This window comes from Filobacillus milosensis (assembly GCF_004402015.1).
GTDB classification, from domain to species: Bacteria; Bacillota; Bacilli; order Bacillales; family Alkalibacillaceae; genus Filobacillus; species Filobacillus milosensis.
On the sequence record NZ_SOPW01000010.1, the window covers coordinates 34,679 to 48,877 of the forward strand.

The window sequence follows — 14,199 nt, forward strand, 5'->3', positions numbered from 1 at the left end:
TTGATAGAAAGGTAGAGTGTCCATGACGATTCAAAACATTACAGTTGTGGGTGCTGGAGTGATGGGGCGAGGCATTGCATATGTCTCGGCCCTTTCAGGTTTTCAAACTACCCTTGTAGATGTGTCTAAGGAACAGTTGGACCAGGCCTACCAGCACGCTAAACGAACATCAGATAAAGGCATTCAAATTGGAAAATTAACAGAAGATCAGCAAACAAATCTATTGAATAACCTTCATACGACAACTGATTTGGAAGCGGCTTCGGGTCAGTGCGATTTGTTGATTGAAGCTGTGCCAGAAAAAAGAGATATGAAACAGCATGTCCTAGAAACAGCTGATGCTCATGCACCTGATCATGCGATTCTAGCATCTAATACATCAACCATTAGTCCAACTGAGTTAGGGTCCTTTACTAAGCGCCCTGACCAAGTGGCGGTCATGCACTTTTTCAACCCTGTTCATAAAATGAAGCTGGTTGAAATCGTACGAGGTTTAGAAACTAGCGATGAAACGGTATCGATTATCCAAAATGTTTCTCACCAGATGAAGAAAGAAACCGTTGAAGTGAACGAATTCCCTGGATTTGTAACCAGTCGAATTAGTGCACTTGTGGGAAATGAAGCTTTTCATATGCTTCAAGAAGGCGTCGCGACAGCTGAGGATATCGATAAAGCTATTAAACTAGGACTGAATTATCCTATGGGGCCGTTAGAGCTCGGAGATTTAGTCGGCTTAGATGCTCGTTTAAATAATTTAAGGTACTTACACGAAACATTAGGTGAAAAATATCGCCCGGCACCATTGCTTGAACAGTACGTCAAAGCCGGTCGTTTAGGTAGAAAAACGGGTAAAGGCGTTTACGATTACACAGAGAAAGATGAGTTGGTTAAAAAATGAACGAAGTCGTTATAGTCGATGCAGTACGAACGCCAATTGGCAGATATAAAGGTGCTTTAAAAGATATTCGTCCAGATGACTTAGGTGCAATCGTAATTAAGGCATTACTAGAGCGAAATCGTGATGTCGCGCCAGAGTTGATTGAAGAAGTCGTTCTCGGTAATGCCAATCAGGCTGGGGAAGACAACCGGAATGTGGCACGAATGTCTGCGTTGTTAGCCGGTTTACCCGTTGAAGTCGCTGGTACGACGGTAAACCGATTATGTGGTTCTGGCATGGATGCCGTGATGTATGCTGCCCGTGCCATTGCGGTCGGTGAAGGAGATGTGTTTATCGCTGGGGGAACTGAGAGCATGACGCGAGCGCCATTTGTAATGGCCAAACCGGAAAAAGAATTCCCGCGTGGCAACATGGAAATGTATGATACAACAATCGGTTGGCGCTTTACGAATAAAAAGCTGGAAGAGATGTACGGTTCAGATACAATGCCTCAAACGGCTGAAAATGTAGCGGAGCGTTATGAAATTTCTCGTGACGCCCAAGATGAATTTGCTTATGAAAGTCAGATGCGAGCGAAGAAAGCAGTGGAGTCGAATCGTTTTAAAGAAGAGATCGTACCTGTGACGTACCACGATCGTAAGGGTAACGAAATCACAGTGACGGATGATGAACATCCAAGACCAACAACGAGTTTGGAGAAGCTGTCGAAATTGAGACCCATTTTTAAAGGTGGAACGATTACAGCCGGTAATGCTTCCGGGGTTAATGATGGCGCATCAGCTTTGTTAGTTATGAGTGCCGATAAGGCTCGCGAACTCGGTTTGAAACCATTAGTTAAATTTGTGGGTGGTGCTACAGCAGGACTCGAACCCGCTATTATGGGATTAGGTCCAATTTTTGCGACTCAAAAGTTATTAAAACGTACAGGACATTCGGTTAGTGACATTGGACTGATAGAGTTGAACGAAGCCTTTGCGTCACAGTCGTTGGAGTGCATTCGTCAATTGGAGCTTGATCCTTCTAAGGTAAACGTAAACGGTGGTGCGATTGCATTCGGTCATCCACTTGGCGCAAGTGGTGCACGAATTTTAACGACCTTGATCCATGAAATGAAAAAACAGGATACCAAGTATGGCCTGGCCACAATGTGTGTCGGTGTCGGCCAAGGCATCGCATCTATGGTTGAAAATATCGATTAAGGAGTCATGCACATGACGGTACTATTTCATAAAGAAAACGGAATCGGTTACCTGACGTTGAATCGAGAAGAAGCCTTGAATAGTATGAACTACGAGATGCTGTGCGATTTACAGGAGCGGATTAAGGCGATTCATGTAGATTCTGACGTTAGGGTTTTGATTGTAACCGGCGCCGGAGAGAAAGCCTTTAGCGCAGGTGCGGACTTGAAGGAACGTAAAACGTTGAATGAATCCGAGGTCCGTCGTAACGTAAAAGCCATTCAAGATATGACGAACAGTTTAGCAGAGTTACCAATGCCTACGATTGCGGCGGTTAACGGATACTGCTTTGGCGGTGGATTTGAACTAATGCTAGCCTGTGATTTTAAAATTGCTGTGTCTAATACGCAGTTGGGATTGACCGAAACAAGCTGGGCAATCATCCCAGGCGCAGGCGGAACCCAGCGACTGCCAAGAATAGTTGGTGAAATGAAGGCCAAAGAACTGATTTTTACGTCTAAGAAAATTACAGCATCTGAAGCTTTAGATCTTGGAATTTTACTAAAAGTCGTTGAAAAAGAAAAGTTGATGGAAACGTGCGAGGCATTAGCTGGCGATATGCTCAAAAGCGGCCCGGTCGCCATTAAACAAGCGAAGTACGCAATCAACCGCGGCATGAGCACCGACCTTCAAACTGGATTAGCCATCGAAGCAAAAGCTTATGAGCTAACGATACCGACTGAAGATCGCCTAGAAGCTCTGCAGGCATTTAGCGAGAAGCGTGCCCCGAATTTTACTGGGAAGTAGAGCGGATATGCGCGCTCACCGGAATCAATGCGCGTTCGTAGAAAGATATGAGCGTTCACGGAAATAAATGAGCGCTCGCGAAGATAATTGAGCGTTCACGGAAATAAATGAGCGCTCGTGAAGATAATTGAGCGTTCACGGAAATAAATGAGCGCTCGCGAAGATAATTGAGCGTTCACGGAAATAAATGAGCGCTCGCGAAGGTAATTGAGCGTTCACAGGAATAAATGAGCGCTCGAGGAGATAATTGAGCGTTCACGGAAATAAGTGAGCGCTCGCGAAGGTAATTGAGCATTCACAGGAATAAATGAGCGCTCGAGGAGATAATTGAGCGTTCACGGAAATAAATGAGCGCTCGTGAAGGTAATTGAGCGTTCACGGAAATAAATGAGCGCTCGAGGAGATAATTGAGCGTTCACGGAAATAAATGAGCGCTCGCGAAGATAATTGAGCGTTCACAAAAATAATTGTTGCACTCGCGAGATTAATTGTTGCACTCGCAAAAATAATTGTTGCACTCACGCAATCAACCAGAAGCATCGCTAACTAAGGAGGTCACAATAATGAACGACGTATGCAAAATGTTAAATATCCAATATCCAATTATACAAGGTGGGATGGGTAATATCAGTAATGCTCAGCTCACATCAGCCGTATCAAATGCAGGTGGTCTCGGAACGATCGGTTGCGGTACGATGACGCCCGAAGAAGTCGATCGAATCATCACGGAAACAAAGGAACGTACTGATAAACCATTTGCGGTGAACATCGCGCTCGCGGTATCACCACACGCAGAAGAGCTAATCAACCTAGTAATTAAACACAAAGTTCCTATCGTATCACTATCTGCGGGAAATCCAGCTCCATATATTCCGCGACTTCATGAGCACGGCATCAAAGTTATGACGCTTGTTGCATCAGTCAAGCATGCGAAAAAAGCTGAGGAAGCTGGAGCGGACATTCTAGTCGCTGAAGGGTACGAGGCAGCAGGGATTAACTCGAATCTTGAACTCACAACGTTCACGCTCATACCGCAAATCGTGCAAAACGTGAACATCCCAGTACTTGCAGCAGGTGGAATTGGTGATGGAAAAGGTCTTGCAGCAACGCTCATGCTAGGGGCAATTGGTGTCCAAATGGGAACAAGGTTCATCGCGACACAAGAAGCACCTTTCCATGACAATTATAAAAACAAAGTACTTGAAGCTAACGGTACGGGAACCGTGATTATCGGAAGAACTGTTGGCCAAATCCGACGAATTCTCAACACCCCATATGCAGAAAAAATCACGAACCTAGAAAAATCAGGTCTCACCCAAGATCAATACCGCGACATGACTTCAGAGGAATTACATGCGAGAGGTGCACTAGAAGGTGACCTAGATAATGGCTTCCTAAACAGCGGTCAAGTGGCAGGGCTCATTACTGATATTCCAACGGTTCAGGAACTGATTGAAGGTATGGTTTATCAAGCTTCAGAGCAGATGCAAAGCCAACTTAAAAACTTAACTCTAAACACATGAAATATATAATTTTTAGAAAATGGCGATTATTCTAACAAGTTATTGAAAACATTATAACGCAGTGATAAAATAGCGTTAAAATATCGTTATATAAAAATTTTTAGCGAGTTATGAAAGCGCTTTAATACTGTACAGAAGGTGAGCGATGATATGAAACCTGGTATGGAAGTTGGTCGACAAGAGACCATCCATATACAAGTGACTGAAGACATGTTTGCTAGTTTTGAAGGCAATGTGGTTCACCCTGTTTATTCAACAGTCGCAATGGTGTACCACATGGAATGGGTATCACGAAAAATTATTCTTCCTTTTCTAGAAGACCATGAAGAAGGGATGGGAGCCGCTGTACAGGTTAAACACATCGATGCAGCTCCAGAACATGCCAATGTTACTCTTACAGCAACTCTGACAGAATTTCGCGATAATCAACTAGTCCTCACAACTGTAGAAGCTCGACATAATGACCAATTGATTGGAAAAGGGGAAGTCAAACAAGTGATTTTACCTAAAGAAATGATTCAAAAGAAGATTGTGTCTAATAAATAAATTCCTAATTTAGGAGGATGAATATGAGCTTCGCAACTCAATCGTTTCAAGGAGATAAAAATAAAGACCTTTCATTAATCGACAAAATGGCTGAGCACGAACAAGTCGTTTTTTGTAACGATCCTTCAACGAATCTTAAAGCCATTATTGCCATACATAGCACAAAACTTGGCCCTGCAATAGGTGGTTGTCGAATGCAGCCTTACGAAAATTTCGATGCCGCACTTGATGATGTGTTACGTCTATCAAAAGGTATGAGCTATAAGTGCGCGGCAGCTGATGTCGATTTTGGTGGAGGGAAAGCCGTTATTATTGGCAACCCTCAAACGGATAAAACACCAGAACTATTCCGTGCATTTGGTCAGTTCGTTGAGTCTTTACATGGCCGTTTTTACACAGGTACAGATATGGGAACGACACTTGAAGATTTCGTGCACGCAATGAAGGAGACAAATCATATCGCAGGACTTCCTGAAGAATACGGAGGAGGCGGTGATTCGTCGATTCCGACCGCACAAGGTGTCATTTACGGCCTGAAAGCTACAAATAGAATGCTTTTCGGACATGAAGACCTTAAGCCTGTTTCTTATGCGATTCAAGGTCTTGGAAAAGTCGGATTCAAGGTTGCTGTGCGATTACTCGAAGAAGGTGCAAGGGTCTACGTTACGGATATTGACCAAAATAATATCAATCGAATTCAAGAGCACGCAGCGAAATCCCCTGGCACGCTTGAACTGGTAGATGCTAACGATATCTATCGTCAACCAGCAGATATTTTCATTCCGTGTGCTTTAGGCGGGATTATCAATGACACGACCATTGAACAATTCCAATTTAAAGCCATCGCCGGTGCAGCTAACAATCAACTGCTTAAAGAAGAGCACGGTGTTGATTTAGCTAAAAAAGGTATTCTTTATGCACCTGATTACATCATTAACTCAGGTGGTCTCATTCAAGTCACAGATGAACTGTATGGTCCAAATAAAGACCGCGTTTTAGCTAAAACAAAAGAAATTTATAACACGATGATTGAAGTTTATAAAACAGCTGAAATGAACCAAATCTCAACAGTCGAAGCAGCGAATCACTTCTGTGAAAATTTAATGGAAGCTAGAGCAAAACGAAATAGCTTCTATACACGTACTATTAGCCCGAAATGGAACATACGTTATTAATTAAAATGGATTTGGGGGGATGGATATGGAAGAACAATTTCCTATTAAAAAAATCATCGATGATCAAGGGAATTTAATAGATTCAAGTTATGAAAAAGAAATCAATGAAGAGCTCGTAAAAAAGCTCTACTATCATATGAGTCGCATTCGCTTGTTTGACCGAAAAGCGATCAGTCTTCAGAGACAGGGGCGTATCGGAACCTACCCACCATTTGAAGGTCAGGAAGCATCACAGGTTGGTAGTGTGCTAGCGCTAGATTCAGAGGATTGGGTGTTCCCTACATATCGTGACCACGGGGCAACCCTCACTTTTGGAGCGGATATGACACGCACATTCCTATACTGGAACGGTCGTGCTGAAGGGTGTGTGCCGCCAGAAGGTAAAAACATTTTCCCTGCCGCTGTCCCGATTGCAACACAAATTCCACATGCAGTAGGTGCCGCATGGGCAGAAAAACGAAAAGGGACTAAAAATGTAGCAATCGCTTATTTTGGTGACGGCGCAACTTCTGAAGGTGATTTTCATGAAGGTTTGAATTTCGCCAGTGTATTTAAAACACCAACGATTTTATTTAACCAAAATAACCGATATGCGATTTCAGTACCGGTTGAAAAACAGATGAATTCAAAAACAATCGCTCAAAAGGGGTTAGCGTATGATATCCCGAGTGTCCGTATTGATGGGAACGACGTGTTCTCGGTATATTTTGAAACCAAGAAAGCAGTCGAACGCGCGAGGCAAGGGGAAGGCCCTACGTTAATTGAGGCCGTGACTTGGAGAACAGGTGCACATACAACTGCCGATGACCCAACCAAATACCGCCCTGAAGGTCAAGGGGAAGATGTCATTAACCCTATTGAACGATTAGAAAACTATATGAAAAATAATGATTTCTGGGATGAGAAATGGATTGCGAAAATCGAAACAGAGCTAACTGAAGAGGTCGAGTCAGCACTTGAAGCGATGGAAAAATATCCACCAGCTAATCCGGAAGATTTATTCGACCATGTGTTCACCAACACGCCTTCACAATTAGTTGAACAAAAAGAAGCCTATCTTGAACTGATCGGGAGGGAATAAGGCATGAATGTAAAAATGGAAAAGCAATCTGAACAAAAAGAAACTACACAACAACTCACGATGGTTCAAGCGGTTAACGATGCGATGAAAACTATGCTTGAACATGATGATACAACAATTATACTCGGTGAAGATATCGGTAAAAACGGCGGTGTGTTCCGTGCAACTGAAGGTCTTCAAGAGATTTTTGGTGAAGATCGCGTGGTAGATACACCATTATCTGAAGCGGGAATCGTCGGCACATCTGTCGGTCTTGCGGTTAATGGTTTTAAACCGATTGCTGAGATGCAGTTTATGGGCTTTGTTTACCCAGCCTATGACCAAATCATGACGCACGTTTCACGTATTCGAATGAAAACGATGGGGCACTTTTCAGTTCCAATGGTCATTCGTACACCATATGGAGCAGGCATTCGCGCGCCGGAAGTCCACTCAGACAGTGCGGAAACACTTTTCACCCATATGCCTGGAATCAAAGTGGTTTGCCCAGCAACGCCATATGACGCTAAGGGGTTATTAATCGCTGCTATTGAAGACCCGGACCCGGTTTTATTCATGGAACCGATGCGCAGTTACCGAGCACAGCGTGAAGATGTGCCAACAGGTAAGTATTCCGTTGAAATCGGTAAAGGTGAAAAAGTACAAGAAGGTACAGACGTGACGGTGATCGCTTGGGGTGCAATGTTACCTGTTGCTAAGCAGGCAGCTAAACAAGCTGAACAGCAAGGAATGAGCTGTGAAGTGCTTGATTTAAAAACACTTTACCCATTAGACCGTGACTTGATCGCCGAATCGGTTCAAAAAACAGGTCGTGCAGTGATTGTACATGAAGCACATGGAACGGGCGGCCTAGGTAATGACATTATGTCTGTCATTAATGATACATCCTTCTTATACTTAAGAGCGCCAATCGAACGTGTAACAGGATTTGATGTTCCGGTTCCGTTCTTTGCATTAGAAGAACATTACATGCCAACGCCTAAGCGTGTTTTACAAAGTATCGAAAAAGCGGTGCATTTCTAAGGAGGGGAGCCCATGTTAGAAGTCAAACTACACGATATTGGAGAAGGAATGACTGAAGGAGAAATCGTCCACTATCATGTTAAAGAAGGCGATACAGTTAAAACTGACCAGCCCTTAGTCGAAGTACAAACCGATAAAATGGTTGCTGAACTCCCATCACCTGGAACAGGAACCATTAAAGAAATTATCGTTCCTGTTGGAGAAACGGTGCAAGTTGGAACGACCCTTTTATATATTGAAGGGGAAGGGGCGAATCAAACGTCAGAACCTGAACCAAAAGAAAATCGCAAACCGGCTAAAGCCAATAATCAACCTATGCAGCCAAAACGCATGCAAACAACACTTAATCGAGTGTTAGCTACACCTTATACTAGAAAAATTGCCCGTGATAACGGAATTGATATCGAAGAAGTTCAACCGTCAGATCCATCTGGACGCGTGACTGAAGAAGATGTTTATCAATTTATCAATGGTAACCAAACACCAAAAGCTGAACCCGCGACTGAATCGAAATCAATAGCAAAACCAACTCAGCCAGATGAAATTCCGTTCCGTGGCATTAGGAAAAAAATCGCACAAAAAATGACGAAATCAATCAACACCATACCTCATGTGACACACTTTGATGAAATAAATATGACGCGATTAGTCGAGCTTCGTGAGGAACTAAAAGCCTCAGGAGTATCGGTCTCAGTCCCTGCCTACCTAGTTAAAGCACTTACAATCGCGTTAAAAGACTTCCCAGTATTCAACGCTGAACTCGATGAAGAAAATGAAAAAATTATATTGAAAAAAGACTACCATATCGGAATGGCATCAGATACAGAAGACGGCTTAATAGTCCCTGTTGTACATCATGCCGACCAAAAATCGATTCAACAGATTCATAGTGAGATTAAAGAGCTAACGCATAAAGCAAAAGAAGGAAAGCTGGAACACGCTGACTTACAAAATAGTACGTTTACAGTCAGTAATGTTGGGCCTCTTGGTAGTACAGGTGCGACACCAATTATTAATTATCCAGAAACAGCTTTAATCGCTTTCCATAAAACCAAGAAAGTACCGATCGTTACAGATGATAACGAGATTGTTATTGGCCATATGATGAATCTATCGATGTCCTTTGATCACCGTGTGGCAGACGGAGCAACGGCTGTAGCCTTTACGAATCGATTAGCTGGTTTAATCGAACATCCGAACAAACTCATGCTGGAGATGATATAAATGGTTGTTGGAGAAATCACAGAAGAACGCGATCTCATTGTAGTCGGCGGTGGGCCAGGTGGTTATACAGCAGCCATCCGTGCTGCCCAGCTAGGTCTTCAAGTGACACTCGTTGAGGAAACGGATCTAGGTGGAATATGTCTGAATCGCGGCTGTATCCCTTCTAAAGTATGGACACATACAGGTAAAAAAATATCTGAAGTGCCCCAAATGCAAGAGATGGGTATAGGGGTTAATGAACCCGAGTTAGATTTAGACAAACTACTAACCTATAAAAATAAAATAACTGAACAGCTTCAAAAAGGCGTTCAATCACTTTGCCAGGGAAATAAAATTGAAGTGCTAAAAGGTAAGGCAACCTTTACGGCAGAAGACCGTATTGGAGTGGAATATGGTCATCAATTCGATACGTATATCTTTAAACATGCGATTATTGCAACGGGAAGTACAGCAGCTTTACCAAAAGAATTTCCGAAAGCACGTCAACGAATATTGTTATCACATGAATTATTCGATCTAACTGAAATCCCAAACCATCTTTTAATTTATGGCAATGATTATATAGCTTTTGAAATGGCGTCAGCTTACCAATCGTTTGGGTCAAAAGTGACGCTCATCCAAACAGGCGAACTTTCGTTAGACCAATCGATAGAAAAAGAGCTCAAGCGCACATTTAAAAAGAAAAAGATCAAAATCATTCAACAGGATTCGCTTCAATCCATTGAAGAAACGGATGAAGGGGTCACGGTCAAACTAACGGATCATAAAGGAAAAGAGCAGACCATTGAGGGTTCACACCTATATACAAGTGGTCATCAACAGCCTAACGTTCAATCACTCGGAATTAACCGTTTTGGCGTTGATCAAACAGAGGATGGCCATATCATTGTGGACCATACGATGAAATCTTCAGTACCTACTATTTACGCCATTGGCGATGTCACAGAAGGTCCATCACTTGCGGTTAAAGCGATAAAACAAGGGAAGGTCGCTGCAGAAGCCATAGCAGGTGAAAATGTCGAGGCAGACCTTACGTTTTTACCAACGATTATGCATACGAATCCACCTGTCGCATCAGTTGGATTAACTGAGCAAGAAGCGGAAGAAAACAACTTAGACTACTTAGTCGGGCAGTTCAATCTAAATGCCAATGGCTATGCAAAAGTCACTGGAAAGACAGATGGCAACATAAAGGTAATTAGTGATGCAAAAACCGAGATTATTCTTGGTATCCATATGATTGGAGAAGGTGCTATAGAATTATCAAGTACCTTCGTACAACTTCTTGAAATGGCAGCAAAAGTAGAAGACATAAGGTTTCCATTGTTTGCACACCCAAGTACGAATGAAAGCTTACTTGAAGCAGTTGAAGCTCTTTCAGGTCAAGCTATTCATAATCCACCTAAGAAACAACCGGATAAAATTAAAGAAAGGAGTTTTTAATTTTAACCGAGGCATTGAATCAAAAAGGTTCATTAAAAAAGAGGGGGATGTAAAATGAAAAAATGGTTTCAAATGATGGCAGTAGCCGTAATTGGTTTTGGTTTACTAGCTGCATGTGGGGAAGACAGTGGTTCAGGCGGAGATGGTGACTCTTACGTTGTTGGTGCAACACAAATCGTTGAGCACCCGTCACTAGACTTAGCTTATGAAGGTTTCAAAGAAGCTTTATCTGATGCAGGATTAGAAGTTGAGTATGATTATCAAAATGCACAAAACGATCAAAACAATGTTAAAGCCATTTCGGATGGTTTTGTTGCTGATAATGTTGACTTAATTTTTGCGAACTCAACACCAAGTGCGCAAGGTGCTTTAAACGCAACTGAGGACATTCCGATTGTTTATACATCGGTAACTGATCCAGTCGCTGCAGACTTAGTTCCTTCAATGGATGAAGCGGGTGAAAACATTACAGGTGTATCTGACCTTCACCCAGATGCGATTAAAACAACAGTCGAATTTATCGACAAATACTTTGAAGGTGCAACAGTTGGTTTAATTTACAATGCAGGTGAAGCAAACTCAGTTGCGCAGATTGACGCAATCAAATCTGCTGTTGAAGGCACAAGCTTAAGCTTGGAAGAACGTACAGTAGCAAATGCTTCTGAAGTACAACAAGCTGCAACAACGCTTGTAAGTGACATTGATGTGTTCTTTATCGTAACAGACAACACAGTAGTAGAAGCTTTAGACAGTGTGGTTGGTGTTGCAAACGATCAAGACATACCAATGATTGTAGGTGAGCCTAACTCACTTAAAAAAGGCGGTTTTGCAACATTCGGTATTGATTACCACACAATTGGGTATCGTGCAGGTGAAATGGCAGCACAAATTTTAAAAGGTGAAAAAGCGCCAAATGAAATTGCGCCAGAATATCCACCAGAAATTCAACTATTCATTAACAAAGCTGCTGCTGAAGAGCAGAATGTTGAATGGCATGAAGACTGGGATGAAGACGCTCAATTTGTAGAAAGTGAAGAATAAGTATAAGACGTAAAGCAGGCATAGGCCTGCTTTACTGATTACATAACGAGAGGGAGGACGTCATGCTAATATCATTGTTCGGTGCATTTGAATCAGGAGTCATCTACGCCATTATGGCTTTAGGAGTTTACCTATCCTTCCGAGTATTAGATTTCCCCGACTTAACTGTAGACGGAAGTTTCGTAACAGGTGCTGGTATTACCGGTATGTTGATAGTAAACGGGATGTCACCCATCATGGCAACTCTAATTGGGGCATTTGCCGGTTTCATCGCAGGTTGTATTACAGGAATTCTTCACACAAAAGGGAGAATTAATGCATTACTTTCAGGGATTCTCATGATGATTGCCTTGTATTCAATTAATATTAGATTCATGGGACAGCCCACAGTATCAATGCTTAATGAAACAACATTGTTTAGCCAAATTGAATCGTTCTGGTCATCTGGAATTGATTCTGTATTGAATAGTATGTTCATCGGTGCAGAGCGCGTCCCAACCACTTGGGCAATTTTTATCATAATGGGTATTGTCACGATTGCGATTAAGTTTTTACTCGATTTTTTCTTAAAAACAGAGATCGGGTTAGCGATTCGCGCAACAGGTGATAACCAAAAAATGATTCGAAGTCTGTCTGCCAATACGAACTTTTTAATTATCATTGGAATCGGATTATCCAACGGCTTAGTTGCATTATCAGGTGCATTAGTTGCTCAGCATGGTGGATTCGCAAACCTTAACATGGGTATCGGTATGATCGTAATCGGTTTAGCATCAGTTATTATTGGTGAAGCACTTTTTGGTAAAAAGACGATCGCAAGAGTTACCCTTGCCGTAATTGGAGGAGCAATTATTTACCGAGTGGTAATCACCCTAGCATTAAGAGTCGACTTCCTAGAACCAAGTGACTTGAAGCTTATCACTGCGGTATTAGTTATCGCCGCACTTGTTACTCCAAAAGCTTTACAAGCTAGACGTGAGAAAAAGCGTCGACTAGCGAAACGTGCAGCACTCATGAATCAGAGAGGGAGTGAGGCCAGTGCTTAAAATACATGACGTATCTTTAACATTTAATGAAGACACACCTGATGAAAAAAAAGCACTACAAGGTATAAACTTGGAACTTAAAAAAGGTGAATTTGTTACGGTCATTGGAAGTAACGGTGCTGGTAAATCAACACTCATGAACGTTATTTCAGGTAGCTTAATTCCTGATGTGGGCGATGTGTTAATCGATGATAAAAATGTTGTTCACCTTCCTGAATATAAACGTTCTAAAATGATTGGACGCGTATTCCAAGACCCAATGGCCGGTACAGCACCATCCATGACAATTGAAGAAAACCTGGCCATGGCTTATGCCCGAGATAAAAAGCGCCGACTCGTTCCAGGGGTTAACAAAAAACGAAAAGACTACTTTCGTGAATATCTTGAAACACTCAACCTAGGATTAGAAGATCGCTTGAATGCTAAAGTTGGCTTATTATCTGGCGGTGAGCGACAAGCCTTATCATTGTTGATGGCAACTTTCACTGAGCCTAATATTCTTTTGTTAGATGAACATACAGCTGCACTAGATCCGTCTCGAGCTGAATTAATAACGAAAATCACAGCTGATGTCGTATCCAAGTTTGATCTAACCACACTAATGGTAACCCACAACATGCAGCAGGCCTTAGACTTAGGAAACCGTCTGTTCATGATGGATAAAGGCCAAATTATTTTTGATATTAAAGGCGAAGAAAAACAAAACCTAACAATTAAAGATCTACTGGATGAATTCCAGCGTATTCGCGGAAAACAAATTGAAAGCGATAAAGCGGTATTAGGGTAGAATGAAAAATCACGTGATGATCACGTGATTTTTTCTTTATTTTTTATAGTAAGTGGCAATTAAGAAGCGCAACCCCCTTATTAACCGGACAAATTATATGCCATTCCGGAGCTTTTTTTGATGCATCCAGACAAAGTTTTGTCGAAAATTCTTAAATGTTACATTTTTCCGGAGGATTCAATCGATTTTCCGGACATTTCAAACTTTAATTAGAGATTCACTTCTTAAAAATAAAGACACAATAATTAGAAAATTATGTTAAAATCGGTATAAATATCATAGTTGTTAAGAGGTGTTTGGATGATTAAGCGAAAATTATATACATTTTTTATCACCAGTCCTTTAACAGCAATGATTCTTACGGTATTAACGATGATACTCTATCCATTTGGGCCGCTTATGTTGGTAGAAGTAATTAAGATGTTTA

13 protein-coding genes are annotated in these 14,199 nt (G+C 41.9%); all 13 read left to right on the forward strand.

Annotated features, from left to right (window positions below):
* The first annotated feature begins 22 nt into the window (after positions 1-22).
* The 13 genes from E3U55_RS10200 to E3U55_RS10260 all read left to right on the forward strand — a co-directional run bounded on the left by E3U55_RS10200 (position 23) and on the right by E3U55_RS10260 (position 13,772).
* The gene (locus tag E3U55_RS10200) at positions 23-898 is read left to right on the forward strand and encodes a 3-hydroxyacyl-CoA dehydrogenase (protein WP_134340329.1); all 876 of its coding nucleotides are present in this window, start codon (positions 23-25) and stop codon (positions 896-898) included.
* Positions 895-2,097 carry a thiolase family protein gene (locus E3U55_RS10205; protein ID WP_134340330.1) on the forward strand — a complete coding sequence of 401 codons (1,203 nt, stop codon included), beginning with the start codon at positions 895-897 and terminating at the stop codon, positions 2,095-2,097. Before E3U55_RS10200 ends, E3U55_RS10205 begins: the two co-directional genes overlap by 4 nt.
* 6 nt (positions 2,098-2,103) lie before the next feature.
* Positions 2,104-2,883, forward strand: coding sequence for an enoyl-CoA hydratase-related protein (locus E3U55_RS10210; RefSeq protein ID WP_134340331.1), 780 nt, complete (start codon positions 2,104-2,106; stop codon positions 2,881-2,883).
* A gap of 512 nt (positions 2,884-3,395) precedes the next feature.
* Positions 3,396-4,406, forward strand: coding sequence for an NAD(P)H-dependent flavin oxidoreductase (locus E3U55_RS10215; protein WP_228547529.1), 1,011 nt, complete (start codon positions 3,396-3,398; stop codon positions 4,404-4,406).
* 150 nt (positions 4,407-4,556) lie between these two features.
* Positions 4,557-4,952 (forward strand): thioesterase family protein, encoded by a 396-nt coding sequence (locus tag E3U55_RS10220; protein ID WP_134340333.1) that lies wholly within the window; start codon positions 4,557-4,559, stop codon positions 4,950-4,952.
* Between the two features lie 23 nt (positions 4,953-4,975).
* Complete coding sequence (locus tag E3U55_RS10225) at positions 4,976-6,127, forward strand: Leu/Phe/Val dehydrogenase (protein WP_134340334.1); 1,152 nt, start codon at positions 4,976-4,978, stop codon at positions 6,125-6,127.
* A gap of 25 nt (positions 6,128-6,152) precedes the next feature.
* Entirely contained in the window at positions 6,153-7,208 is a 1,056-nt protein-coding gene (pdhA, locus tag E3U55_RS10230) for a pyruvate dehydrogenase (acetyl-transferring) E1 component subunit alpha (RefSeq protein WP_134340335.1), read from the forward strand.
* Between the two features lie 3 nt (positions 7,209-7,211).
* Positions 7,212-8,231, forward strand: a complete 1,020-nt coding sequence (locus tag E3U55_RS10235; protein ID WP_134340336.1) for an alpha-ketoacid dehydrogenase subunit beta — start codon at positions 7,212-7,214, stop codon at positions 8,229-8,231.
* Between the two features lie 12 nt (positions 8,232-8,243).
* Positions 8,244-9,455, forward strand: coding sequence for a dihydrolipoamide acetyltransferase family protein (locus tag E3U55_RS10240; RefSeq protein WP_134340337.1), 1,212 nt, complete (start codon positions 8,244-8,246; stop codon positions 9,453-9,455).
* Complete coding sequence (gene lpdA / locus E3U55_RS10245; protein WP_134340338.1) at positions 9,456-10,898, forward strand: dihydrolipoyl dehydrogenase; 1,443 nt, start codon at positions 9,456-9,458, stop codon at positions 10,896-10,898.
* 54 nt (positions 10,899-10,952) lie between these two features.
* On the forward strand, positions 10,953-11,939 hold the full coding sequence (locus E3U55_RS10250) for an ABC transporter substrate-binding protein (RefSeq protein WP_134340339.1): 987 nt from the start codon (positions 10,953-10,955) through the stop codon (positions 11,937-11,939).
* A gap of 62 nt (positions 11,940-12,001) precedes the next feature.
* On the forward strand, positions 12,002-12,985 hold the full coding sequence (locus E3U55_RS10255; RefSeq protein ID WP_134340340.1) for an ABC transporter permease: 984 nt from the start codon (positions 12,002-12,004) through the stop codon (positions 12,983-12,985).
* On the forward strand, positions 12,978-13,772 hold the full coding sequence (locus tag E3U55_RS10260) for an ABC transporter ATP-binding protein (RefSeq protein ID WP_134340341.1): 795 nt from the start codon (positions 12,978-12,980) through the stop codon (positions 13,770-13,772). Before E3U55_RS10255 ends, E3U55_RS10260 begins: the two co-directional genes overlap by 8 nt.
* Positions 13,773-14,199: the final 427 nt, after the last annotated feature.